The sequence below is a fragment of the Streptomyces cellostaticus genome, assembly GCF_001513965.1.
Lineage (GTDB): Bacteria > Actinomycetota > Actinomycetes > Streptomycetales > Streptomycetaceae > Streptomyces > Streptomyces cellostaticus.
This window is the reverse complement of record NZ_KQ948015.1, coordinates 737850-763119: the sequence shown is the minus strand read 5'-3', so window position 1 is coordinate 763119 and position 25270 is coordinate 737850. Positions and strand designations below refer to the sequence as shown.

At 68.2% G+C, this 25270-nt stretch carries 17 protein-coding genes and 3 pseudogenes; 10 read left to right on the top strand and 10 right to left on the bottom strand.

Features of this window, described 5'->3' with window-relative positions; genetic code table 11:
• Positions 1-81: 81 nt before the first annotated feature.
• Positions 82-255: pseudogene (locus AQI88_RS42590) on the top strand (ATP-binding protein); the annotation flags it as partial.
• Positions 256-568: 313 nt separating this feature from the next.
• On the top strand, positions 569-1543 hold the full coding sequence (locus tag AQI88_RS03290; RefSeq protein WP_066991333.1) for an L-threonylcarbamoyladenylate synthase: 975 nt from the start codon (positions 569-571) through the stop codon (positions 1541-1543).
• A 126-nt stretch (positions 1544-1669) separates the two neighbouring features.
• On the opposite strand, the gene AQI88_RS03285 is transcribed toward AQI88_RS03290, so the two are convergent.
• A complete protein-coding gene (locus AQI88_RS03285) occupies positions 1670-2311 on the bottom strand; it encodes a carbonic anhydrase (RefSeq protein ID WP_066991330.1) in 642 nt (213 codons plus the stop codon).
• Between the two features lie 656 nt (positions 2312-2967).
• On the opposite strand from AQI88_RS03285, the gene AQI88_RS03280 reads away from it, so the two are divergent.
• Complete coding sequence (locus tag AQI88_RS03280; protein ID WP_066991327.1) at positions 2968-4065, top strand: IS110 family RNA-guided transposase; 1098 nt, start codon at positions 2968-2970, stop codon at positions 4063-4065.
• Here AQI88_RS03280 and AQI88_RS03275 read toward each other — a convergent pair.
• From AQI88_RS03275 to AQI88_RS03265, 3 genes are all read right to left on the bottom strand, one after another.
• Positions 4034-5323 (bottom strand): dynamin family protein, encoded by a 1290-nt coding sequence (locus AQI88_RS03275; protein ID WP_159050290.1) that lies wholly within the window; start codon positions 5321-5323, stop codon positions 4034-4036. The genes AQI88_RS03280 and AQI88_RS03275 overlap by 32 nt on opposite strands.
• 224 nt (positions 5324-5547) lie before the next feature.
• Positions 5548-5733, bottom strand: a complete 186-nt coding sequence (locus tag AQI88_RS48985; RefSeq protein WP_425264547.1) for a DUF6896 domain-containing protein — start codon at positions 5731-5733, stop codon at positions 5548-5550.
• Positions 5734-5771: 38 nt separating this feature from the next.
• Positions 5772-7394, bottom strand: a complete 1623-nt coding sequence (locus tag AQI88_RS03265) for a CHAT domain-containing protein (RefSeq protein ID WP_066991321.1) — start codon at positions 7392-7394, stop codon at positions 5772-5774.
• A 231-nt stretch (positions 7395-7625) separates the two neighbouring features.
• Between AQI88_RS03265 and AQI88_RS03260 the strand changes: the two genes are divergently transcribed.
• Positions 7626-8129, top strand: a complete 504-nt coding sequence (locus AQI88_RS03260) for a hypothetical protein (protein WP_066991676.1) — start codon at positions 7626-7628, stop codon at positions 8127-8129.
• On the opposite strand, the gene AQI88_RS03255 is transcribed toward AQI88_RS03260, so the two are convergent.
• Both AQI88_RS03255 and AQI88_RS03250 read right to left on the bottom strand, forming a co-directional pair.
• On the bottom strand, positions 8068-8877 hold the full coding sequence (locus tag AQI88_RS03255; protein WP_107118443.1) for an IS5 family transposase: 810 nt from the start codon (positions 8875-8877) through the stop codon (positions 8068-8070). The two genes, AQI88_RS03260 and AQI88_RS03255, sit on opposite strands and share 62 nt — an antisense overlap.
• Before the next feature lie 206 nt (positions 8878-9083).
• Positions 9084-11177 carry a tetratricopeptide repeat protein gene (locus tag AQI88_RS03250; protein WP_159050289.1) on the bottom strand — a complete coding sequence of 698 codons (2094 nt, stop codon included), beginning with the start codon at positions 11175-11177 and terminating at the stop codon, positions 9084-9086.
• A gap of 117 nt (positions 11178-11294) precedes the next feature.
• On the opposite strand from AQI88_RS03250, the gene AQI88_RS03245 reads away from it, so the two are divergent.
• The 4 genes and pseudogenes from AQI88_RS03245 to AQI88_RS44750 form a co-directional block, all read left to right on the top strand.
• On the top strand, positions 11295-11705 hold the full coding sequence (locus AQI88_RS03245; protein ID WP_159050288.1) for a hypothetical protein: 411 nt from the start codon (positions 11295-11297) through the stop codon (positions 11703-11705).
• Positions 11706-12110: 405 nt separating this feature from the next.
• A complete protein-coding gene (locus AQI88_RS03240; protein WP_066991313.1) occupies positions 12111-15551 on the top strand; it encodes a CHAT domain-containing tetratricopeptide repeat protein in 3441 nt (1146 codons plus the stop codon).
• A gap of 172 nt (positions 15552-15723) precedes the next feature.
• Positions 15724-16197, top strand: a complete 474-nt coding sequence (locus AQI88_RS03235) for a Mu transposase domain-containing protein (protein WP_449657827.1) — start codon at positions 15724-15726, stop codon at positions 16195-16197.
• Positions 16194-16313: pseudogene (locus tag AQI88_RS44750) on the top strand (AAA family ATPase); the annotation flags it as partial. The gene AQI88_RS03235 and the pseudogene AQI88_RS44750, both read left to right, overlap by 4 nt.
• On the opposite strand, the pseudogene AQI88_RS03230 reads toward AQI88_RS44750, so the two are convergent.
• Positions 16313-16931: pseudogene (locus tag AQI88_RS03230) on the bottom strand (transposase); the annotation flags it as partial. The pseudogenes AQI88_RS44750 and AQI88_RS03230 overlap by 1 nt on opposite strands.
• A gap of 292 nt (positions 16932-17223) precedes the next feature.
• Here AQI88_RS03230 and AQI88_RS47410 point away from each other — a divergent pair.
• A complete protein-coding gene (locus tag AQI88_RS47410; protein ID WP_244184020.1) occupies positions 17224-17418 on the top strand; it encodes a hypothetical protein in 195 nt (64 codons plus the stop codon).
• 24 nt (positions 17419-17442) lie between these two features.
• Here the strand turns inward: AQI88_RS47410 and AQI88_RS03220 are convergent, their stop codons facing one another.
• Together AQI88_RS03220 and AQI88_RS03215 are read right to left on the bottom strand one after the other, a co-directional pair.
• Positions 17443-22227, bottom strand: coding sequence for a CHAT domain-containing protein (locus AQI88_RS03220; RefSeq protein WP_066991311.1), 4785 nt, complete (start codon positions 22225-22227; stop codon positions 17443-17445).
• A gap of 79 nt (positions 22228-22306) precedes the next feature.
• Positions 22307-23257: a hypothetical protein gene (locus AQI88_RS03215; RefSeq protein ID WP_066991308.1), complete on the bottom strand. Its 951-nt coding sequence runs from the start codon at positions 23255-23257 to the stop codon at positions 22307-22309.
• 110 nt (positions 23258-23367) lie between these two features.
• On the opposite strand from AQI88_RS03215, the gene AQI88_RS48430 reads away from it, so the two are divergent.
• Positions 23368-23502, top strand: a complete 135-nt coding sequence (locus tag AQI88_RS48430; RefSeq protein WP_279616519.1) for a hypothetical protein — start codon at positions 23368-23370, stop codon at positions 23500-23502.
• Positions 23503-24152: 650 nt separating this feature from the next.
• Here AQI88_RS48430 and AQI88_RS47405 read toward each other — a convergent pair.
• Entirely contained in the window at positions 24153-25241 is a 1089-nt protein-coding gene (locus AQI88_RS47405) for a hypothetical protein (protein ID WP_244184019.1), read from the bottom strand.
• Positions 25242-25270 lie beyond the last annotated feature (29 nt).

Below are 25270 nucleotides of genomic sequence, written 5' to 3'. Positions count from 1 at the left end.
TATTAATCGCAATAAGAGTTACCCGGGTCGGTGGGCGGACAGTCCGCCGCGGTGTCAGGCCGTGGACACCTCCTGGCGCACCTCCCGGTGGTGCATGCGCCGGATCCGGGCCGGGTGAGTCAGCACGGGCTGGAGCTGGTCATGGCCGTCTGCTCGCACTTCGAGGTGCACCGCGAGCCGGTCGGCAAGCGGGTGATGGCGGCGGTGATGCTGGCCGACGATGCCCTCGGAGACACGGCCGGCCGCCCGGGCTGACGACGCTGACCAGCAGGAGAGGGTGACGCGGCCGGTTGACGCTCCGGTGACCGATCGGTCCGGGCAACGTTGGGCTGGGCGGAGCGCGTGCACCGGCGCTCCGAGGTCCCCCCTTGCTTCCTGCTGTCGCGCCTGGGCCATGGCAGACGTCCCTTGGCCGTCACCGGCCCGGTAACCGGCCAAGGGACGTCGCAGATCAGGCGGCTTCGTCCGTGCCCCTGCAGCTGGTGAATGGCCGCCAGGACGGCCGGTCCGGATCGGCGATCGCTGATAGGCACGACGCGGAGGGCGCGGTGGGAGGATTGCTCGAGTGATGGCAAGAACCCCCGATATCGAGAAGGCAGTCGAGGTACTGCGCACCGGCGGCCTGGTGGCCCTCCCGACCGAAACCGTCTACGGTCTAGGCGCCAACGCCGAAGATCCCGTCGCCGTTGCCCGCATCTTCCGGGTCAAAGGGCGCCCGCCGTCCCATCCGCTGATCGTCCACATCGGCGGCGCGGAGCACCTGGACGACTGGGTCCAGGAGGTGCCCGCCACCGCGCGCCTGCTGGCCGAGCACTTCTGGCCGGGACCGCTGACGCTGGTCCTGCGGCGCGGCCGACGGGTGCCGCTCGAAGCGACCGGCGGATTGGAGACGGTGGCCGTGCGCGTCCCCGACCACCCCGTGGCGCTGGCGCTGCTGTCGGCCTTCGGTGGCGGTGTCACCGCTCCGTCCGCCAACCGCTTCGGCTCCGTCAGCCCCACCACCGCGGACCACGTCCGGGCGGAGCTCGGTGATGCCGTCGACTTCGTGCTGGACGGTGGCCCCTGCGAGGTGGGTGTCGAGTCGACCATCGTCGACGCCACGGGCGACATCCCGAGCATCCTGCGGCCCGGCGGGGTGACCCGCGAGGACCTCGAAGCGGTGCTGAAGCGCCCGATCACGGTCCCTTCGACGAGCCAGGTCCGCGTGCCGGGCCAGCATCCGTCGCACTACGCGCCCCGGGCGCGGGTCGTCCTCGTCGAACCGGAGAAGGTCGTCGCTGAAGCGGAGCTCGCCCAGGAGCTGGGCCACCAGGTCGGCGTCTTCCTTCCGCCCTCCCTCACCGACGCCCCCGTGAAGGTGCACGCCGTGGTGGCCCTTCCCGCCTCGACGCCTGCCTACGCGCGCGGGCTGTACGGGTTCCTGCGCGAACTCGACCAGCGAGGGTGCGACCTCATCATCGTGTCTTTGCCGACGGAGGAGGGGCTGGGACTGGCGATCGCCAACCGGCTGCGCCGCGCCGCCGGGCCCCGGCCCACGGTGTGACCAGCACCCACGCCGCTCGGTGTTCCCGTCGGCGCGACCAACCCTGATGGCGCCCGTGGAGTCCCTTCCGGCCGCGGCACATTCTCGGGGCAGCCGCAGCCGCAGCCGCAGCCGCAGCCGGGGTGGTCAGGACGCGGTGGCGACGTGCGTGTCGAGGCCGCGGGCCGCAACGAGCTGCGCGCTGCCGTCGGCCAGCCGGTAGCACAGGCCCACCACGGCGGCCTGGCCGGCGGCCACCTTCTCGGCGAGGACGCGAGAGCGGTCCAGCAGCAGGTCGACAGTGTGCCTTACGTGCTCGGCGAGGACCTCCTGTGGCTCCACCCGTCCGGCGGCTCGCGCCGCCAGCACGCTGGGGGTCACCCGCTCGACCACATCCCGGATGTAGCCGGCCGGGGCCATGCCGTCTTCCAGCGCGGCGCACGCCGCGCCGACCGCCCCGCACGAGTCGTGGCCGAGCACCACGACCAGCGGGCAGTCCAGCACGTCAACGCCGTACTCGATGCTGCCCAGCACTTCCGCCCCCACCACGTGGCCGGCGGTGCGCACCACGAACAGGTCGCCCAGGCCGCGGTCGAAGATGATCTCGGCGGCCAGCCGGGAATCGGAACACCCGAACAGCACGGCGAAGGGCTGCTGGCCCGGGGCGATCTCGGCGCGGCGGGTGGCGTCCTGGTTCGGGTGCTCGGGGGCGTTGGTGACGAAGCGCTGGTTACCGGCCAGCAGCAGTTCGAACCCTTCCGAGGGCGTCGCAGTGGGGATATCGCTCATGGCCCGCAGCCTACGAGACGGCACCAGCCGTCGCACCGCCTGATCGCCTCGGTCGTCGCCGGGGCGGCCGATCCCGACGCCTTGGGCATCATCCCCAGCCGCGACGCCAAGGCGGCCTCGGCCCGGGTCCCCAGCGCCACCCAGTCGCCACGCCTCCTGCGGCCAGCTGCCGCAACGCCGAATTCGACTGCTGGCTGGCTTCACCGGACGAGTTCGCTGCGACCATGGACCGTTCAGGACTGCCCTGCGTTCGTGCCGTGGCCGACGAAGGACAGCCGGTAAGGCAGCGGCAATGACTGGCCGTCAATGCCGGTCACTAGTGGGCGACTAGCCAAACCATCGTCAGCCTGCCCAGGCCAGGTTGAGCGCTGGTTCGGAAGAAGCCATCCGACAGTGATCGAGTCATGCCGTTGTGCCGAGATCAATGGGACGGTTACGCAGTGCCGTCCCGCACGGGGGTCTGACTCATGAGATCTATGACCGAAGTGTCCAGTCACGGACCTGTCGACTGCCGTTGCGGGATGCTGCCTGCCACCGAGCCACAGGGCGTGTCCCAATAGGGGCCTTGCCGAGTTTCAGGCGCCATCACGGTTCAGACCGCCCGAGCAGGCCGGTGCCATTCACCCAGCACGTCACCACGCGGGAGGCGAACCACCATGACGACCAGACAACGCAGCATCCCCTCCAGTACGGATCCTCCCGTGCGGAGCGAGGTCGTGCTGGGCGTGGACACGCACGGTGAGGTGCACATCGCCGCCGTGATGTCCCCGCTGGGGAAGATGCTGGGCACCGAGACCTTTCCGGCCACGGCGGCCGGCTACCGGCGGCTCCTCGTGTGGGCACGCAGGCGGGGGACGGTGCGGCGGGCCGGTGTGGAGGGCACCGGCACCTTCGGCGCGGCCTTGTCTCGCTACCTGCTGGCGCAGCAGGTCGAGGTGTACGAGGTGAACCGCCCCGACCGCTCGGCCCGTCGGCTGCTGGGGAAGTCGGATCCGCTCGATGCGCAGGCTGCCGCGCGGGCCGTGCTCAGTGGTCGCGCCCGGGCCCGGGCCAAGTCCGGCGACGGTCCGGTGCACAGCGCCCGGATACTGAAACTCGCCAAGGACTCCGCAGTCAAAGCCCGTACCCAGGCGATCAACCAGCTCAAAGCCGTCCTGGTCATCGCCGATCCCGCACTGCGGGAACGACTGTCCAGACTGGGCAACCGCGAGCTGTTCCGCACCTGCAGACGCCTCGGCCCAGACGATGGCGAGGACGGCGAGAGCGCGGTAGCCCAGGCCACCCACATGACCCTGAGAATGCTCGCGGAGCGTATCGAACAGCTCACCGGGCAGATCGATGAGCTGAACCAACGCCTGACCCAGCTCGTCGAACACCATGCCCCACAGCTGCTCGTACCGGTGGGCATCGGTCCGGACAGCGCCGTCACTCTCCTGATCACCATGGGAGACAACCCCGAGCGGCTGAACTCCGAGGCATCCTTTGCTGCCCTTTGCGGAGTCAGCCCCATCGAGTACTCCTCCGGGCGGCGCATCACGCGACGGCTCAACCACGGCGGCGACCGGCAGGCCAACGCCGCCCTGCACCGCATCGTGTTCACCCGCCTGCGCCACGACCCGCGCACCCAGGCGTACTTCGAACGCCGCACCCAGGAAGGCAAGACCCGCCGTGAGATCATCCGATGCCTCAAGCGGTATGCCGCCCGAGAGGTCTTCAACCTGGTCAGAACGGTACCCGGCGTTCCCCCGTTATAGGGGCGTCCGTGAAGAGCAGGCGCGGCAGGCCACTTCGCTTCCATGCGACCCGGGCCAGGTTCCGCATCTCGTCGGCGTCCGCCTCCTCGAGATCGTCCTCCCAGGTAAGCGGGTGTGCCAGCTGGAGCAGTTGCAGTGCGCTCTCGCTCTGCGCGGCCTCGAAGGAGGAGCCGCGACGCTCGAGGTCAGCCAGGACCCCGACCGACATCAGCGCCCGGTCGGCCGCCGTGGTGAAGATCCGATCGTGGGCGGCGTCCCCCAGCCCGAGGTTGAATGCGACTGAGCGAGCCAGCTCTTCGTCGCTCATGTCGCTCTTCTTCTTCCGCTGATCGATCTTGTTGACGACCGCGAAGAGCTTGTCCTGGCCGACGGCGCGAAGGAGCGGTTCCATCAGGTCCCGGATCAAGGCGTCGGACTGCCCGCCCATCTTGGTGTAGTCCAGGATCACCAGGACGATGTGGCTCTCGCTGAGCTGACGGCTCACGATGTCGCCGAGCACTGCGGACAGGTCGTCCTCGTCCGGACCGGGAGTGTCCACGATGACCAGTTGGCCCGGACCGGTCTCCTCGACCGCCTCCGGCGTCCAGTAGGGGGTGCGGACGACCGGGCTGTCCGAGAGTTCGCGGACCCTGTCGCCGGGAAGCAGTACACCCGCCAGTCTGACCAGGTCGTTGAGTAGCATCAGCGCCTGCTGTACAGCCCTCTTGCCCTCATAGTGGGTGCTCACCGGGGAAACCCGCCCCTCGGCGATGTCCTGAAGCAGTTCCTCCAAATGCGGGAACTTATCCTTCACGGCGGCGGTATCGGTCCTCAGCTGCTCCCGCAGTGCCGCCAGCAGCACTCCGAACAGCTCCGCATCCTCCTCGGCCACCTCCAGCACGGGGCCGAACGGGTCGTTGCCCCCGCTTCGCAGCGCATCCTGGCCGACCGCTCGCTCCAGCACGATCCGGGTGGGCAGGGTGGTCATGGCCGCCGCCCGCGCCGGCAGCAGCTCGTAGCCGGCGATCGCATTGACCAGAGTCGACTTCCCGGCCTTCATGGGGGCGACGACGGCCATCCGCAACTCGCCCTGCCGGACGGCTTTCAGCTGGTTCGTCACGGCACGGACAGAACCCGCCTCGCGATCTGGATGCCCACTCCAGTTGATCTTCAACTCAATGGCATGAGCCAAACAACGAAGGACCTCCTCAATGAGGTCGATCGCGTCCTTGGCATGCTCCTCCACATACCGCGCATCGCCACCTGTCGCGTCTTTCACAGCGCCCCCCTCATGTTCAGTTCTTGGCGCGGCAAGATGCTGCCGTAAGGCCCTTCTCAGTGTGGCTCAAACATCTAGAAATACGGGCTCGTATGCCGAAATCGCTGCCTGGTGGACCGGCAACCGCCGACGTCATGTAACGTGTTGCGGACCGGTGTCGCGTGGCGTGATGCCCCCGCGGAGAAGTGCCGACTGCGGGACTGAACCGACGGCGGCCTCTGGCCCTAGAGGTCGAAGCTCCCGGCGGCTGCGAGGTCCCCATCGACCTCAGTGCCGTTGTCGCACACGAAGCGGCAGCCCGCTCCATGAATCGTGTAGGAGTAGGTGCCAATCTGCCCACTCCGGCTGATCCGGCAAGAACGGGCCAGGCCGAGGACATCTGCCAGTCGCTCAAGCGAGGGGATCGCCACCCTCGTAGCCCCGTCAATCGCGTTCAGAGCGTTCGTGGTCACACGCCGGCGTGGAGGTACGCGGCCCACAGGGACGGCGTGCGGGGAAAACGATCGCGGACAGCCTGGACCGCCACGTGTAGGGCGTGGGGAGCCCGGCTGACATCTAAGGCGCCCTCGTCGGTGGTGAGGTGGGTATAGAAGGCGTCAGCGACGGTGACGGCGATCTGGTCGTCGATCTCCCACAGGGTCCCGATCACGTGGAGAAAACCGGCTAGCTGGAACGCCGAGGTCAGGTGAATGGCCTCATCCAGCAACTCGGCGGCATCGATAGCCGCCGTGCGACAGGCTGACAAGTAGGCCAGCTGCGCCTGGCCCAACTGGACCGGGGCAAGGCTGGCGACAGTGAGCGGGTCGGTGTCATGGTCGTGGAGCAGCAGCAGGCTCTCCGACGGGTCCGTGGGGTGGCTGTCACCGTGGCAGGCGAAGTGCGCAATCGGGCACATGGGCAGGAGCGCTAGGACGTTGTTCTTAGTCGGGAGAGTGGCTGAGAGGTCGGCGGGATCGCGGTCGGGGTCGGGTTCGCGCAGCAGCACGGGATCGGGCAGGTGGTGATGCAGCTTCTCGACTTCTGCGGGTACGTGGTCCAGCCGACCTTCGTTGGGGAGGTGGGGGGTGGTGGGCATCGCCACGATGAGCGCGTGGGCGGGTGAGGGTGGCGCGGGGTTGCGTTGGCGGGTGTGGCGCAGGGCGCGCACGGTAGGGGTGTAGGAGGAGATGACCCGGTCGAGGACGGTGCGCCGCTGCGGGGCATCGACTGGATCGGTGTGGTAGCCGGCGGCGTGGAGGGGCAGCAGGCCAAGCAGACCGCCCGGTGCCCACCACACCCGAGGCCAGATGACCTCCGGTGAGGGCTGGCGATGGTGGCCCAGCGCGGTCAACACCGGTTCGGTGGCGACATCCCACAACCACTCTAAGGTCCGGGACAAGGTGGCTTGGGCCTCGCGCCGCAGCGCTCCGTTCGCGCCCGCGCCCGCGGTGTACAGGGCCTGGCGGAAGATGTTGATGCGGTCGATCAGGGTGGTGTAGCCGAGCCCGGGCAGAGGGACGGCGGTGACGCCGGTCTTGGTGAGCAGCAGGGCGTCGTTGCGGTAGTCACTGATGTTGAACACCACCACCGAGCCCTGGTCTGCCTGGGTGAGAAGTTCCTCTGTCGTGGGGGGGAGCCCGAAGGAGGCGAACGCGTCCTGGGTGCGGATCGCGGCTAGGGTGGCGGCGATGTCGCGGGTGAGTCGATGCCGGTCTTGTATGAGACGGTCCTGGCCTTCGTGCAGGGTATCTGGGTTATCAATTGGCACGACGGCGGGAGCAGAGGTCTCCGGCTGGTCGAGCTGGTCACGTAGCTCAACGAACCGTGCGGCCAGCTCCGGGTACTGCTCGTGGAGGTCAGTGAGATCGCTGCGGGTATCCAGGGCCTGGCTCAACAGCACTGCTCGGCCCGTCTCCAGCAACTGCAGCGCCCGGGCCGCGCATTCCTGATTCGTCCTCCTGCGGTCTGCGAGAGCCAGCGCGGCGGCATCGCCGGCCAGGCCAGCGAACCCGCCGAGCGCATACTGCTGGTCACCACGGGCTAACTGGCGCGGGGCCACCTCCGGCAACAGCCGCACCGCCGCTTCTAACATGTCCGTTGCCCGTACACGCCCGGCTTCCGACTGGGCCAGGAGCCGAGCCGCCGCCCTGGCCGCACGCACACGCACTGAAGGCGCCGCCGACCCAGACTCCCACGCCCTTAGAGGTCGTTCTCTTTCCGAACCTCACGTGCGGTTTCCGCTGGTCCGGCATGGGATGGCGGCTGGCACGGAAGTCTCGGTCCGTTGCTGACCGAGACGTCGTGGGGGTGGCGGATGCCGTCGATGCGGGCGGTTTTGGAAGCGCGGCAGAAGACCGCGGCGGTGCGGGTGGAGGACCTCGAAGCCGAGTTGGAGCGAGTGCGGGCGGCTCTGGCTGAGGCGGAAGAAGTGCTCAGGCGCCGGGTGATCGGCCTGGAGCAATATCTGGAGGCGCTGGCCGAGGAGGAGGCGCCCGCCGAGGCCGTCGCGTCGCGGAGGAAGCAGGTGGGTCCGCGCCGGGCGGTGCCTCACCGCCAGGAAGCGGCAGGAACCGAGGTGCTGTCGGTGGACTACCAGGCGTTGATGGCCGCCGCCCTGGAGGCGGGGGCCGATGGGCTGGGTGCCCGACGGGCAGCGGTGGTGCTGGGCTGGGACAGCGCCTCCGCCTCCCGTGTCGAGGGCGCGAGGGCCCGGCTGAAACGGCTGGTGGAACGGGGCTGGCTGGTCGAGGAGAAGCCGGGCAGGTTCATGCTGCCCGCGCCGGAGCAGGCCGCTGCCGGCGCTGGGCGGCCAGGCGGCGGCTCATGAGCATGGTCATTGACCACAGGATGACGCTCTCGCTGGTATCGGTGCGCCGTTCGTAGTCACGGACCAGGCGCCGGCTGCGCAAGAGCCAGGCGAAGGATCTTTCGACGACCCAGCGGCGGGGCAGGACCTGAAAGCCGCTGGCGTCGTCGCTGCGGCGGACGATGTCGAGGACGAGTCCGAGGTGCTGGGTGGTCCAGTCGGTGAGGTGGCCGGTGTAACCGCCGTCGGCCCAGACCCGCGCCAGCCGTCGGAAGTGCTTCTTTGCTGCGGGCAACAGGATCCGGGCGGCGTCCCGGTCGGTCGTGGAGGCCGGCGTGACCAGCACAGCCAGCAGGAGTCCGAGGGTGTCGGTGAGCAGGTGGCGCTTGCGCCCGTTGATCTTCTTCCCGGCGTCGTATCCCCGTGAAGCGAGGGTGACCGTGGCGTCCGCCTTCACCGACTGCGAGTCCACGACCCCCGCGCTCGGCTCCGGGCTGCGGCCCTCCGCCCGGCGGACGGCCTCACGCAGCCGTTCATGCAGCTCGGCCACCAATCCCGCATCCCGCCAGCGGACGAAGAAGGCATACACCCGCGGCCAGGGCGGGAAGTCGGACGGCATCGCCCGCCATTTGATGCCGTTGTCGACGAGATAGCGCACCGCGTCGATCATCTGCCGGTGGCAGTAACCCTCCGGCCGCCCGCCCCGGCCCGCCAGCCATCCCGGCACCGGCAGCAGATCCCGCACCGCCGTCCACTCGGCCTCGCTCATGTCCGAGCCGTACCGGGATTGGCGTTCTGGCCGGTCCGCCGCGTTCCCGAACCGATGGGCGAGACAGTCACACCCAGGAGTGGACGGATTGGACCCGGCACCCACGACCACGCGACACTTCGACAACAGGGCCTCTTGCTTCTCACTGGACTCGACAACCGCGAGCTACCAAGAGGCCCTTCCTTCATGCCCCGCCGTCGGCCAACTCACCCGATCCAGGACCCCGTTCGAAACAGACCGAGCACACAAGCGGATAGAGAACGGCCAGTTAGATATGCGGACACTGCATTGTCGAGGTCCGCCTGGCTCTCGGTGCGCTCGAACCGCTGCCGCAGTGCGGCTCCCAGGTTGGACAGATACCCCGCCCGGCTGGGGTGGTCGGCGGGGGTGGCCTGGACCGCCTCCCGGCCGACGCGGATCGCCTCGTCCAGATCCTCCTGACCCCCGGTGCACCCGAATCGCACCCGCAGGGCGAGGCCCAGGTTGGACAGGTACATTGCCCGTTTGGGGTGGTCGGCGGGGGTGGTCTGGACGGCCTCCCGGCCGACGCGGATCGCCTCGTCCAGATCCTCCTGACCCCCGGTGCGCCCCCGTTCCTGCAGCGCCCCACCCAGGTTGGACAGGTACCCCGCCCGGCTGGGGTGCTTGGCGGGGGTGGTCTGGACCGCCTCCCGGCCGACGCGGATGGCCTCGTCCAGATCCTCCTGACCCCCGGTGCGCACGACGCGCTCCCACAATGCGATTCCCAGGTTGGACAGCATCGTGGCCCGTTTGGGGTGGTCGGCGGGGGTGGTCTGGACCGCCTCCCGGACGACGTCGATCGCCTCGTCCAGATCCGCCTGATCCCCGGTGCGCTCGAACCGTTCCTGCAGCGCCCCACCCAGGTTGGACAGGTACCCCGCCCGGCTGGGGTGCTTGGCGGGGGTGGCCTGGACCGCCTCCCGGCCGACGCGGATGGCCTCGTCCAGATCCTCCTGAGCCCCGGTGCGCCCGAACCGCTCCTGCAGGGCGAGGCTCAGACTGGACAGGAATATTGCTGAGAGGGGGTGGTCGTCGGGGGTGGTTTGGACCGCCTCCCGGCCGACGCGGATGGCCTCGTCCAGATCCTCCTGAGCCCCGGTGCGCCCGAACCGTTCCTCCAGTGCAACTCCCAAGTTGGACAGGTACATTGCCCGGTCGGGGTGGTCGTCGGAGGTGGTCTGGACCGCCTCCCGGCCGACGCGGATCGCCTCGTCCAAATCCTCCTGACCCCCGGTGCGCCCGAACCGCTCGCGCAGCGCAACCCCCAGATTGGACAGCATCAGCGCCCGGTTGGGGTGGTCCTCGGGGGTGGTCTGGACCGCCTCCCGGCCGGCGCGGATCGCCTTGTCCAGATCCTCCTGACTCCCGGTGCGACCGAACCGCTCCTGCAAGGCGAGGCTCAGGTTGGCCAGCATCGTTGCCCAATTGGGGTGGTCGTCGGGGGTGGTCTGGACCGCCTCCCGGACGATGCGGATCGCCTCGTCCAGATCCTCCTGACTCCCGGTGCGCCCGAACCGCTCGCGCAGCGCATCTCCCAGGTTGGACAGGTACCCCGCCCGGTTGGGGTGGTCGTCAGGGGTGGTTTGGACCGTCTCCCGGCCGACGCGGATGGCCTCGTCCAGATCCTCCTGAGCCCCAGTGCTCCCGAACCGTACCGCCAGTGCGGCTCCCAGGTTGGACAGGTACATTGCCCGGTCGGGGTGGTCGTCGGAGGTGGTCTGGACCGCCTCCCGGCCGACGCGGATCGCCTTGTCCAGATCCTCCTGACTCCCGGTGCGCCCGAACCGCACCCGCAGGGCGAGGCCCAGGTTGGACAGCGTCGCTGCCCGGTCGGGATGGCCTGCGGGAGCGGCGTGCAGAATACGCTGCCACAGCTCTACGGCAGCGGACATCACGGTCAGTTCGGTGGAGACGAGTGCTTGCTCGAGCAAGTGGACAGCAACTGGCCTGGCCGTGTCGGCGAGAAGTGGCACCAGCGGTTCGGGCAGGTCGTCAACGCCAGCGAGGAAAATCGGCGCGAACGACTCCACCGCCTCCTCCCAGTCCGCCTGATCCTCGCCTTCGGGGAGCGCCTGGTACCGGAACCAGTGCAACCATCCAAGACTACGTAAGGCATCAAGGGAATCCTCGTCGCTACCCCGCAGGAGTTCGGCGAGTTGTCGCGCCTCGGTCAGAGCCTTAGGCTCCACCGCTGCGGAGAGATCCCCCGCAATAATGCGGTGTAGCCGCGCCTGTATGACGGCGAGTCTGCGCGCTCGCTCTTCCGTCTGCTCACTCACGCATGATGAGGTTAGTCGCACAATCGGTAGATCAGGGGATGTTTCCCCGATACGGTCTTTTTGGGTACCAGGAGCGATCTACCGGTGGGCCAAGGGCACCGTATGGGGGAGGACGCCATGGCAGACAGGCCGAACGAGGTGGCGCAGCGCACGGCCGCAGCTTTGGCCTACGTGTGCGCGAAGTTGGAGCAGATTCGCGAGGACCTGCGCGCCGGTGCGGGCGGGGACGAGGCGCCACTGGACCACTTGCTGGCCGCGATACGCGACAGTAGGGACCTCGCCGGTCCGCTCGAGCGGCTGCACGCTCGCCTGCAGGCGGACGGCGATGCCATGGGCATCTACGGGAACATCCGCAAGGGTGCAGTTGGCCGTGGTCTCCCCCTGGCCGGGGTGGATTCGTCGAGCCCGCCCGAAGTCGTGTACCTATGCCCGGCCGCCCGGTGTTCGCGCTATTGGTGGCCGCAGGTCGCCACATCCGTACCCCCATGTACGATCAGTGGGCAGAAGCTCCGCCGGGGACGGCTGTAAGCGGTGGGCGAGCTCCTGTCCGAACTCGGCAAGAAGCTCGCCGAGCGGTGGCTGTCAGCGCTCAGCACAGACCCAGCGGCGTGCCGTCACCGTTATTGGCGTCCCGCAGGACCTCACAAATGGCCTCCCGGGTCGCACACACGACCGCAAGGCCATCGGCAGCACGCTGCGGCAGAGCCCTCATCATCTCCCCCTCCGACGTACACGGACTCCGACGGCCTGGGCCCGGACAAGGCCAGGTCTGTGAAACGCATCAGATGACGAATCATCCGATCACATCCGCCCAAGTCATCGAATCCTAGGTCAGATTCGGCTAGCGTCGCTGTCATATGGCGAAAATGTGGGGGGCGTGTGGACGAGCGGCATCACTGGACAGTGCACCTTGAGTCCAGGCTTGCACGGGTAGTGGCACAGCACGACCTAACCGCCATACTGGATCCGGCCGCTGCAGATGCAGCCCGACGGCTGTCCGCGCTGCTGAGCGATGACGACTACGACGTGCGGGCCCGGTACGCGTTGGCCTGGTTCCACTGGTACCGCTCGGTCGCCCTGCCCGACGAGCAGGCTCGAGGACATCGCGATGCGGCAGTCGCCTTGTTCGTGCTGTGCTTCGTATCGGGAGCCCACGACATCCCCCCTCCTCTGCTGCCAGACGTCGCGGACGCCGTGCAGCCTGTGGCCCGCACCGTGCTCCAACAAGCTGTCGACGCTCAGCACCCCGGCCTCCTCACCGCTGCCGTGACCCTCTGGCAGTCCGTCGTGGCCGTCACCCGGGCAGACCACCCCGATCTGCCCGAGCGACTGTCGAACCTGGGGATCGCGCTCGCCGGCCGATACCGAAAGACTGGTGAACCTGACGACTTGGCGGCAGCGGTCGCGGCAGGGCGGGCCGCCGTGAATGCGACGGCCAACGACCATCCGAGGGCATCCGGACGATTGGTCAACCTCGGTAGCGCCCTCATAGCCCAGTACGAACGGACGGACGCTCTCGCGGACATCGACGCAGCGATCGCCGTGGCCCGGGCAGGGGTGAACGCCGCCCTACCGGGCCATCCCGACCGCGCGGCGAACCTGACCCATCTGAGCCTCGCGTTGTCAACGCGGTTCGAGCGTACCGGGAATGCGGAAGACCTCCTTACTGCCGTCGAGGCCGGTCGCGAGGCACTCCTGATCACGCCCGACGGACACCCGCACCGGCCGGCGCTGCTCTCCAACCTCGGCGGGACCCTCAGGGCGAGATTCGAGTTGACTCAGGACCCAGCCGACCTCGAAGCCACGTTAGAGGCGGACCAGGCGGCTTTGGACGCCACCCCCGATGGCCATCCGGACAGGACCGCCCGGCTGCTCAACCTGGCAACCACGTTACGGCTCCAATCGGAGGCCAAGGGCGACCCAGCCGCCCTGGACGCCGCTGTCGAGGCGAACAGGGCAGCACTCTCGAACATCCCGGACAACGATCCCGTCCGGGCCGAATGGTTGTCGAACCTCGCCGTGGCTCTGGAACGGCGATATCGGCTGAACGGAGCCCTGGCAGACCTCGACGGTTCGGTCGAGGCCATGCACGCCGCTATCGCCGCGATGCCGGCCGATCACGTTGCATGGGCGGGCAGTCAGTCCAACCTCGCCATGACTCTCAAGGCACGGTTCGCGCGACTCGGTCATCGGGCGGACATCGACGGAGCTGTCGAGGCAGCTCGAATGGCCATCGACGCCACCCCGGACGGCTCCCCTCGCCGCGCCGGACGCCTGTCGAACCTCGCTGTGGCGCTGGAATCCCGGTTCACGCGATTCGGGGACCAGGCGGACCTCGACGAGGCCGTTGATACTGCTCGTAGCGCTGTCGACGAAACCCCCTCCGGTCACCCCGATCAGGTGAAGTGGCTGGACAACCTCGCCGGGGCTCTGCGGGAGCGCGCCGTTCGGACCGGCGCTGGACGGGATATGGACGAGGCCGTCGACACGGCCAGGGCCGCCTTGGCCGCCGCCACCGGTGAACGCGACCACCCGCACCGAGACGCGGCGCAGTTCAACTTCGGTCTGGCCCTTAGCGTTCGATACGCAGCGGCCCGGGCTGAGGCAGATCGCGATGTCGCGTCGACCGTCCTCGCGGGCGTACTCGAAAGCGCCACCGCCGTGCCGCTCCTGCGCGTGTTCAGCGGCATCACCGCGGCGCAGCTGATCGCCCCGTCCAACCTCGGTCGGGCATCCGACCTGCTTGAAGACGCGATCACGCTGCTCCCGCTGTTGACGCCTCGGCACCTCCAACGAGGGGACCAACAGCACGCTCTCGCAATCTTCACCGGGCTACCCGCGGAAGCCGCGGCACATGCCCTGTCCGACGGGCGACGGTCCGAGGACCGGCGAGCTGCCCGAGCCCTGCACCTGTTGGAAACGGGCAGAGCCGTTCTCCTTAACCAGTCACTCGACACTCGAAGCGACCTCAGTACCCTCCGCCGGGAACACCCTGAGCTCGCGGCGCGGTTCGTGCAATTGCGCGATCTGCTGGACAGCCTCTCCGACACCGTGTCCGTCGACACCGAAAAAACCCCACCCTGGCTGCATCGCTCGGCGGACCAGCGGCGAAATATCACAGCCGAGTTCGAGACGATGCTGACCCTGATCCGCGATATCGACGGCTTCGCCGACTTCGCACTCCCTCTGAGCGAAGAAGAACTGATCGCCCAAACCAAGGACGGGTCCATCGTCGCCCTGAACGTCAGTACCTACCGCAGCGACGCTCTGCTTCTCACGGCAGATGGCATCACGTCCCTTGAGCTTCCTGGCCTGCCACGTTCAGAGGTGGTGGAGCGGATCACTGCGTTCCGCCACGCACTCCGTTCCGCGACGGACGGAACGACGCCGACCAGCAGACGACGTGCCCAGGCCGACATCACTGACACGCTCGCCTGGCTCTGGGACGCCGTGGCAGAGCCGGTGCTCCTCGCTCTGGGCCATCATGGGCCGCCCGCGCCCGGAGTGGAGTGGCCGCGCATCTGGTGGGCGCCCGGCGGCCTGCTGAGCGTCCTGCCTCTGCACGCCGCAGGTCATCACTCCGACCCATCGGACGATCCGCGGTGCCGGACGGTGATGGACCGGGTCGTTTCCTCCTACACCCCGACCGTCCGCTCCCTGCGGCACGCCCGCCGGAACACAGGCACCGCAACAGAGTACGCACAGGACCGCGCGCTAATCGTCGCCATGCCCGTCACACCAGGCGTCCCCGGGCGCCTGGAACACGTTTCCGCCGAAGTGTCCATCGTGGGCGGCCTCCTGTCCGCCCATGTGCTGCTCATGGAAAAGGAACGCGGACGTTGCGCGGACAGCGACACGGTACGAGGCAATCGCACGGTAGCCCAAGATCTCCGTCCTACTGGCGAGAACGTCTTGGCACAGCTGCCCCGGTCTTCCATCGTCCACTTCGCCTGCCACGGTGACGACCATCCCTCGGATCCCTCCCTGAGTCGACTGCTCCTCCTTGACCACGAGACGAGCCCGCTCACCGTGGCCCGACTAGCACAGCTAAAGCTAGGACACGCCCGTCTTGCCTACCTTTCCGCATGCGGCACGGCACTCTCAGCCGTGCCTGAACTGCAGGACGAAGCAATTCATCTCACCAGCGCCTTCCACTTGGCAGGCTTCGCACATGTGGTGGGCACGCTCTGGGAGATCAATGATGCCTACGCCTGCACGTTCGCTGAGCGCTTTTACAAGTACCTCTTCGCACATGACAAGGCGCTCGCGACCGAGAAATCGGCTCTCGCTCTGCATCATGCTGTGCGCGCCGCGCGGGACGAACTGCCCCGGCTGCCCTCCTTCTGGGCGGCATATCTCCACGTTGGCGCCTGATGGCCCAGGGAGCAGTAGGAGCTCACCGTCCGTTGGTGCTGAACATGTGACGCACGCCGGACTCGGTCGTACGTGCCGGACGTTTGCGACGACAGGGCACAACAGTTGTCAGGTTGTAGAGACCGTCCTCATCGGGCACCGGGCCCTGCGCGATCACATGGCCCTCCGTCCGATGCCGCAGACGCCCTATGTGGTCACTCAGCGGCGTCTTCGACATGTCGGCAAGGACTGCCTGGTCGCCTTCGACGCGAACCTTTACTCGGTGCCCGCCCGCAAGGTCCGTCCCCGCCAGCTGGTCGAGATCCGGACCACGAAATCGCAGATCAGCCTCCATTCCACTGTCGCCGACGCCGAAGGCCAGATGCTGCTGGCCGTGCATCCGCGGGCAGTTCACCGAGGTGCCCGCATCGTGGATGAGACGCACTGGGACGGGCTGCCCACCGGCGCCGGCCGTCGCGTCACCACCGGCGACGACGTTCTGCCCTCTCCCCGCCGCGGCCAGCTGCCGAAGGCGGAGGCCGGACCGCTGCAGGCTCTGCTGAATCGGGCTGCCGCCGCGAACGTCAAGGTCGGCCGCCGTCCGCTGTCGGTCTATGACGAGCTGACCGGCACCCGTCCCTTTCACCCGACCAAGGAGGCCCGTTGAGCGAGCTGACCAGCACCCGCACCACCGCCGCCAAGCTCGGCCTACCGCACCTGGCCGAGGCTCTGAACCAGTACGTCCAGCGGGCGGACGAGGCCAAGATGGACTACCTCGACTTCCGCGGGGCGTCGTAACCGGCGTTGAAGACGATGAGGATGTCGCGGTCGCCGAATTGCCAGCGGCCCATCTCGATCAGGTCCGCGACCACACGGCGGAGTTGGGTGGCGGTGACCTCGACGACGTCGTCCGCGGGCTCGAGACGGACAGCATCCAGCAGCTGGCACAGGACGTCCGGCCCAATTCGAGGGCGGCGACGAAGGAGCAGGGCCAGCCGGGGATGAACTGGTCCGAGGACCGTCCGCTGCGGTCTAGACGTGGCAGAACAGGCGGTCCGCGCTGGTCGGTGCGTCGGGGCGAAGCCAGCTGCTGACGTCGACCGCCAGGACCAGGCGCCCGTCGGCGGACTGTGGCATCGGTAGACCGGCCAGCTGCCGCAGCGGGGGCACGTCCACGTTTCCGTGGTTCAACGCCTCGTACATCGCGCCGTGCCCACGCCGGTGCTCGGCCACCAGCGTCAGGTCCACCAGCGAGGTTACCGGCCCGTCCGCACACAGCAACGCGTCGGCCAGCTCGAACAGCTCGTCCCCGCGGGCGCTCAGGCAGTCGAAGAAGTCGTCCCGGAAGCCTGACGCTTCGGCGAACGCTTCTCCCGGGACATCTACGTGCGGCAGGCTCATCCCCACGGCCTTCGTTCTGGTTCGGTGCATTCCTTGGGCGGAGCACAGAACCGGACGGGGGCCGCCCACCCGTCTGATGAACTTCCGCGTGGGGTTCGACGGACAATTTGACACTACGGCGCTCGGGAGCTCAGACAATCCGCTTGAAGCCGTGGCTGAAGAGAGCGGTAGTGAACGGGACCTGGTGGCTCACACAGGGCGACACCCGGATCGGCGAGCTACGGCAGTACGCAATTGATCAGCCGACGTTCCTCTGCCACTTCATCCCGGGCCTGGATGGGAAGGGGTCCGTGTGCTGTTCAAGAGCTGGGCGCACCTGCACGGCCCGGACCCCGACGGCTCTCGAACAGCGCAGGCCATCAAGCCCATCATGGACCTCGGACTAGCGCTGGCTCCGGAAGACGAAGGTCGACCCATGGCGCTCTTCAAAGAGTGCATCGTCCGTATCGACGGCGACACCGCCCGCGTGCGCTGCTGGCCTCAATGAAGCCGCCGACCATAAAGAACAAGCTCAGGCGCCGGTGTGCAGGTGGGCGGCCCAGGTGCTGACCAACAGAGGATAGGCATCGCGGCGGTCGCGCTGGGCATTGTGCAGTGCCAGAGCCATGTCGCCGGGTTGGGGGCCGGACTCGGCGAGATGGCCGTAGAAGGCCGTGGCGACCTGGAGGGCGGTCGTGTCGTCCACTTGCCACAGGGTGCCGATGACATGTGGGAAGCCCACGAGTTGGAAAGCCGATGTGAGATGGATGGCTTCGTCGAGCAGGGTATCGGCGGCGGTGACGGCCGTACTGCAGGCGGAGAGGTAGGCGAGCCGGCCCTGTCCGAGATGAAGGGTATTCAGGCGCTGCACGGTCATGGGAGCGGAGGCGTGGTCGGTGAGGAGCAGTGTGCTCTGCGAGGGATGCGTCGGATGGCACACGGCGTGGCAGGCGAAGTGGACGATCGGGTAGTCGGAAAGGTGCTCCATGACCTCGGCGCTCGTGGCGTCCGTGAGTCGGAGGGACGCGGGGAGCCGGGACTTCAGTAGGCGGGCTTCCTCATCGGCGCGGAGCGGGGCGTTCATGCCGGGGGTCGTCGGCATGGAGATGATCAGCGCCTTGTCGAGTGGCCGGTGCTGGCTTCTGTCGCGCGTGCGGGAGTGGTCGAGTGCCCTGACGCTGGGCGAGAAGGAGGAGACCACCCGGTCCAGTACCGTGCGGCGATCGGGGGCGTCGAGGGCCTCGTCGTGATGGCCGGCTGCGTGCAAGGGGAGCTGCCCGAGTAGGCCGCCCGGTATCCACCACACTCGGGGCCACGGAGCCGAGGTGCGGTGCGCGGAGGCGATGCCGAGGTGGTGCAGCACGGGACCGGCCGCATTGTCCCAGAGCCATGCGAGAACGGTCCGCATACGTCCTTGGGCGTCCTTGCGATCCACGGGTCTCAGCTGCGGGTCAGCGGCGTGCCTCAGTGCTTGCTGGAAAGCCCGCACCTGCTGTCTCACGGCATGCGGAGTGAGCGTCGGTAGGGCAAGACTCGTGATGCCGTCTTCAGTGATGATCAGGGCATCGCTGCGGTAGTCGCTCATGTTGTAGACGACGATGGGACCTTGGGCTGCCTGGGCTGTCAGCTGCCGCAGGGTCGGCGGCCGCGCGAACGAGGCGAAACCGGGCTGCCTGCGGATCTCCTGTAGCACCTCGGTGAGCTCTTCGGTCAGGCGGCGACTGTGCTGGGAGGCTCGGGTCGCTGAGCTGGTTGCTTCTCCTTCCACCTCGCCTTCGCCGTCGGGGAGATGGAGCGCGGCGCGCAGTTCTACGAAATGGTGGGCCAGTTGTGGATGGTGGTGCCGCAGGAGAGCGATGTCGCCCCGGACCTCCAGGGCCTGGCCGATCAGTACCGCACGGCCCGACTCCAGCAGGGTCAACGCCTGGTAGGCAGGCGGCTCCTGGGTGTCCGCATCCGCGGTGCGGAGCGTGAGTGCCGCGGCGTCGGCCACCAGGCTGGGGAAAGCGGACAGGGCGCTTTCCTGCAACGCACGCGGCCGATGCCGAGGGGCCGTGTCGGGGAGCAGTCGCATCGCATTGGTGAGCAGTTGGGCGGCATCTTTGGGGCGGTCGGGGGCGCAGAGTGCGGCGGCGGATTGGGCGGCGTGAATGCGCAGGGACGGGGGCGCTGTGGGGACGGCCGCCGCCTGCGTGTACGCCTGGATCGCCGCTTCGCGGTCGGCCTCATCGCGCTCTTGTTGGTGGCGTTGGAGCAGCAGTGCGGCCAGCCGTGTCAGGTCGCGGGCGTGCGCCGCCCGCGGTACCACGGTTCCCGCTACGGCACACTGGGTAGCCTCGATGGCCGCGTCCAAGGTCGTGCTGTCCTGGGTGCGTAGGTGAAGCAGCCGCAGCAGTTCTCCGAGACTTGACTGACACACTGTCCGATCGGCATCTCCCTCGGGCAGGTCGTCGATCACGGCGCGGTAGGCACAGATCAGTTCCTTCAAGTCCTCTGTGGACTGTGCGGAGTCCGGGGTCCACCAGTTGATCAGTGCCCCGTACAGGTCGCAGTCGGGATGGCCCGGGAGCACGTAGGCCCGTGCCAGGTACACCTGCAGGAGGGCCGTCGCCCCGTCCTCCTCACGCCCGGTCTGTTCGAAGACGCGGCGCAGCGCGCAGGCGAGGTTGAAGTGGAGCCGGCCCCGCAGGCGGCACCGCCGGCATTGCCCACAGCCGCCGCGTGGAAGCAGCTCGCTCAGGTGTCTCAGCGAGGCGATCACGCCGGTGAGGTCCTCTTGTTCGCCCGTCCGCTCGTACCGTTGCCACAGGGCATCGGCCAGGAAGCAGTGGTGCGCGGCCCGCTCCGGGTTGTTGAAAGGGGTGGCCGCCAGTGCAGTGCGCATGGCGCGTACGGCCGCGTCGAGCTCGTGCAGGTCACCGGAGCGCTCGTAGGTGGTGAGCAGAGCGCAGGCCAGCAGTTGGTGTGTGTACCGCGCAGGCACGGATGGCTCCGGTTCTTCGAGTGCCTTGTGCTGTGCGTCGATCAGCGTCTGGACGCGCAGCGCGCCGTACGGGCGGACGGCGGGGTCACGGAGCTCGTGCCTGAGCGCCTCCAGTGAGGCGTCGTAGTCCAAGTGGCCGGCGGTCGTGGTTGGTAGGTTGATCGGCTGCAGAACGGCTCTGTAGGCGTTGATCAGCTCCTCTACCCCGGCCAGGCTGCCGAGGGCGGCCGGCGACTCACGCAGGACTTGCCTGAAGCGCTGCGCGTAGAGCCATCCGGGGGTCCCTGGAGGCACGTTGTCCAGAGCTTCACCCACCTGGGTCAGGAAGGGAATCAGACCTTCGTTCCAGCCGGGCGTCTCCGTATGCGCCACCCCCAGTCCATCGACGAGGACGGGGTAGGGAGACTGTGGCCAGCTGTCCGCCTGCATGAAGAGCCGGTCGGCGGATGACTCATCAGGAGACGGATTTCCTTTCGTGGCCATGGCCCCGGCCCACGCGTCCCGCCAGTCCCGGGTGAATGTGAAGCGCCACCGGTATGCCCCACGAAGAATGTGCTCCAGCACACCGACCTGCGGGGTGCCCTCTTCGGCCCACTGGAGGGCCGCGCTCAGTACGTCCACCGCCTCGTTCGCGTCGGACGGATCGTTCACGGCTTCGGACCGCAACAGCAGTGCGATCCCAAGGTTTCGGGCGTGCAGCGGGTATTCCGGGTCCTCCGTGCCGCCGGCATCCAGCAGCAGCCGGTTGATGCGGATCTCCGCGTCGAGGTCCGCGGTGCTCCGCGTTAGCTGGTGTCGGAGATGATGGGCGCCGGCGAGGTCGTGCAGGAGCGAGGGACGTAAGGGGTGATCGGGCGGAGCTTCGTCGACGGCCGTCTGGGCGGCGGCCACCGCCTTATCCATGTCGTCAGGCCGGCTTCCCGACCATTGCGCCCGCTGGCCCAGGGCCGCCCCCAGATGTTTCAGGGCGTCGAGTCGTACGGTCCGACCGGGCGCCGAAGCCGCCGCGGCCGACCCGTACAGTTCGATGGCCTTGTCAAGGTCCGCTGGTAATGCCAGGCGGCTCGCCCGTGTCTGCAGGATGCGGCCGTGGAGCATGAGAACGTCGGCGGTCGGCGGCGCGTTGGCGGGCAGAGCACGCTCGATGGTCTCGAGTAGCGTGATTGCTGCGTCGAGGTCCTTTGGCTGGCCGGTGATCTCGGAGCGGCCCGCCATGACGGTGACGAGATGGCGCAGGGAGGGGATGTACAGCGGGGACGTGATGTGGACGGTGTGGACGAGCGCGGTGAGTGCGTCGATCAGCTTGTCCAGATCGGGCAACCGTTGGTGAAGCTGGTATCGCGCGGACAACAACTCGGCCAAGGAGCTGATCTCGTCGATGCGCAGCACGTCCGGGTAGTCGACCGGTGCACGGTCGTTCAGCTCCTGGAATGCGTTGATGGCGTCCTGCAGGTCGGTGGCAGACCGGAATCGTTGGTAACGGCTGTTCAGCGCGGTGGCGAGGTCGTGGAGCCGGGACTGTCGATCGAGGGCGGACTCGTCAGCCGCCAGGGCGTTGCGCGCGGCTCGGACGGCCTCGTCGAGTTCTGTCTTCCTTGCCATGTGCGCTAGTCGCAGGCGCCGCGTCTGGCGACGCTGGAGCTCAAGCTGGGTGGCCATCGGGTGGTCTGGCGGTGTGATCCCCTGAGCCGTGCGGAACGCCTCGTCGGCCGCTTCGAGGTCCGCTGTGGCGTTATTGGCGCGAAAGCGCTCGATCAGGCAACTGGCCAGTACGGACATGCCGGGGGCTTCGAGGCCATGGCCCCGCGGAGTGGCTTTGACGATGGCGCGGCCCACGTCGATCAGGAGGTCCAACTGCTCCGGCGTATACGTTCCGCCCGCGGGCAGCACCCGGGCGATGATCTCCTCCCGAGCCCCGGGCGCCGCCAGCTCCAAGCTGCGCGCCCACAGCGACACCAGCTCGCTGGGCGGAGGACCGGCCGAACCGGCGATCGTCTCCTCCAGCCGGCCGGTCACCGACCGGAGAACGCGCGCGGCCAGGACCGGCACCACGGATGCCGGGAGGTCTTCCCGTCCAGCGACGTAGCAGGGCAACAGCAAGTCATGGGCCTTCGCGGCGTTTTCCATGGCGTCGCGCCAAGGAAGGAGGCGACTGCGGTACCAGTGGAACAACCCCAGCGTGAAGTGGCACCTGAGGTCGGCATCGGCATGGAGGAGAGCGGCCAACGCAGTCGCCTCGCCCTGGGCGCGTTCGTCCAGCAGATGCGCAGGATCACCACTGGTCCGGAAGCGCTGCAACCGCGCTTCCATATCCGCGAGGAAGTCTTGTTCCACCGCGCCGTCACCCCCCGGTCACAACGATGACCAATCATCCCATGACAGGATTTGGCAGACCATCCCGCACTCGTCCCGGCTACCTTTGCCGGGGCCAGCCGATCGTCAGCGGGATGAGATGACCCTGCCCCTGGACGAGCAGGGTCATGGCCTGCCCGGTCCGGGCATCGAGGGGACCGGTGTGGTCGAAGCCCAGACTGCGGGCCAGGTCGCCCGCGTGCAGTCGGGTCGCCGCCTCCACCAGCAGGGCGTACGCCTCCACTGCCCGGCGCCCTCGCTGCCGTGCCGTGAGGAACAGGCCGGCGACCAGGAGGAAAGCGGGCCACCACAGATAGGCCACGGCGACGTAGAGCACGGCCCAGCCGGCCAGCGTCGTGGCCTTGCTGACCGCTTCTCGCGCCTCCTTGATCTCGGCGCGCACGGTATCGGGCAGCGCGAGCCACAGATGAGGCCAGACACTGGGCAGGTCCAGGCCGCACTCCTGCAAGTAGCCGGCCACGACGGCGTGCATGCGGTCACCCATCCACGTGGGGCGTGCGGGCCGCCTTTCGGCGATGGCGAGGACCCGGCGCAGGGCCAACTGCACATCCAGCTCGGTGACATCGGAGGGCGTGGCGTCAGGGGTGAGGCCGTCTCCGTAGCGCTGGCGCAGGTCGGCTTCCTTCCTCTCCACCACAACCCACCGAGTCTGCCGCGCCTCGACCCGCAGTTGGGCCGCCCGACGCAGCGGACCCGGCCAGGACAGCCAGTCTTCGGCGAGCCACAGGCGCTCCATGAGCGCGCCGACGGCGGAGGCCGCGAGTCCAGCGGCAGCCGCGACCACCCCGAAGACCACCACGTACAGCAACGCGGAGGCACCGTTGTGCGGTACAGACAGCCCCTTGACCCATGCTGTCAAAGGTCCGAAGGCGAAACCGTCGAGCTGACGCGCGGCTGCCACCGCGCACACGTAGAGAGCACCGGGCAGGACCAGCAGTGTGAACCAACGCTCGGCGAACTTCTTGCCCAATTCCTCGAGCAGAACGGTCATGAGGCGGTCCAGGCGATCCAGCGGAGATCCTCGTCGAACAAAGTGCAGCGAGGGCGCTCAGTCACACCCGGGCCGGGCCGCTCCGACCGCGCACAGCGTCCCTGCGGGCAGTGGAAGATGACGTCCGTACGGCGCCCTGGCCCCAGCCCGCTGGGGACACCCCGGGCCGCCACCCCGTACAGACCAAGCTGGTCACCGGCCTGCTGCAGGGCGCTGTGGAGGGCGTCGAGTACACCGATCAGTGAAGCCAGATCCCCTGGGGCGGACCGCAGGAGATCCAGGACCGCGTCCAGCGGCGCCGAATCGTCAAGGACCTGGCGGAGGTCATCCGGGCTTGCGCAGACACGGGCGATGCCCCTCTTTGCCTTCAACTCCACATCCACAGTCTCACGATAGGGTGCATCGGTTTGTAGCGTTGGGATTCCGCTCAAGCCATGGGAAAGGGTGCGTTGACCCGCGAGTATGCCGCAATGACGGGAAACCGTAAGGTAGAAGAGGAGCGGGCGCTCCGTACAGGTCCCGCTTCCGGCCGGTCAAAGACGTTGAACAGCCTGTAGGCGGCTTCTTGGTGGCCTTCTGGCGGCCCTTTTCCACACCCCCGCACCGGGGCGTCAGCATCCCGTCAGGGTTGTCCCGATCACCATCAGCATCCCGTCAGGGACGCCGCTACCCGGGAAGACCGGGCATACCGTTGGGCCTGGGCCCCGGTCCGCCTCCCCGCGTCCGGGGCACCCCGGATCCCTCGCTCCCTGCCTGTCGGGAGACACCCCATGGCAGAACTCCGTTAGGGCGAACACCCCGAGCCCTCCGATCCGTCCCCGGCCGGACCCTGCACGTCCCGGTCCGGCGGGGCCCCTCGGCTGCGCGGCGGGCCGGACGGTTGGCGGAGCGGGCGTCAGTGGGTGGGGCCGTAGGGGCTCCAGTGCCCGAGGAAGGGTTTCAGGTCGTCGGCCCGTGGGTTGGGGATGTCGGGCAGTCGGGGCGGTGTGTTCAGTGGGTCGAGGCGCTCCACGGTGGCGGCTGCCCAGCTGATCCATGCTTCGGCTTCGGTTCTGGTCTGCCCGGGTGGCATGGCCTCGACTCGTGTGCGTACCGCGCTCACGTACTCGGTCAGTCGGGTGGCGTGTCGCCATGCCGCTTCCTGGGCTTCGAGGTGCCGGACGCGGTACGCCTCTGCGTACCGGATGCGGGCTTGTTCCATGGCGGCTTCCCAGCGGATGCGCTTCTGGCGTGCCGCTTCGGCCTTGTCCTGGCGTCTGCGTTCGGCGGCTTCGCCGCGAAGCGTGACCTCCTGTGCGATCTCGGCGAGCTGCCTTTCGAGGGGGCGGCCGGGAGCGTCGGCCCATTCGCTCGCCCGGTGTGGCTGGCCGCCGCTGAGGATGATGCGGAGGCGTTCGGACGGGGTGTAGTCGAAGCGGGGGATCCTGACCCAGGAGTGCTTCTTGGCGTCGGCGAGTTCCTTCTCGGTGGCGACGTGCTCGGCCCGATCCTGTTCCTGGAGGACGAGAAACCCCACTGGCTGGCCCTGTGCGGTGATGGTGAAGTGGGGATTTGCCCTGCGGCGGCGATGCGGTGGGGGTGCGAAGCCGGTTTGCCCCGCCGAGCAGGTGTGTCCTTCGGCCTCGGCAGTGGTGATCAGTGCCTGGATGAGTCGGAGAGCGCGTCCTTGGACGGGCTTGGTCAGGCCGAGCGGCTGGCGTTCGTTCTGCATGGCCCGGATAACGGTGTGCGGCCGAGTGAGCCGCGAGGGCACGGGGACGGGGTCGAGGACGGCAAGGCGCCAGGCGGGGATGTCGACGAGCTTGATCTCGTACCCGTCGCGGCACCAGTTTCCGTACAGCTCCTTCGTCTCCGGAACCCTTCCGGACCTGCGTGCGGCGGCGACGCGGGACGGCCACTTCTCCAAGCCGGGACCGCTGCCGCTCTTGACGATCCTGCCGCCAGCCTCCGCGAGCTCCTGTAACAGCTGCTCCGTGAGCGTCACACGAGGCTGTGAGGGAGGGCTTGGCTTCC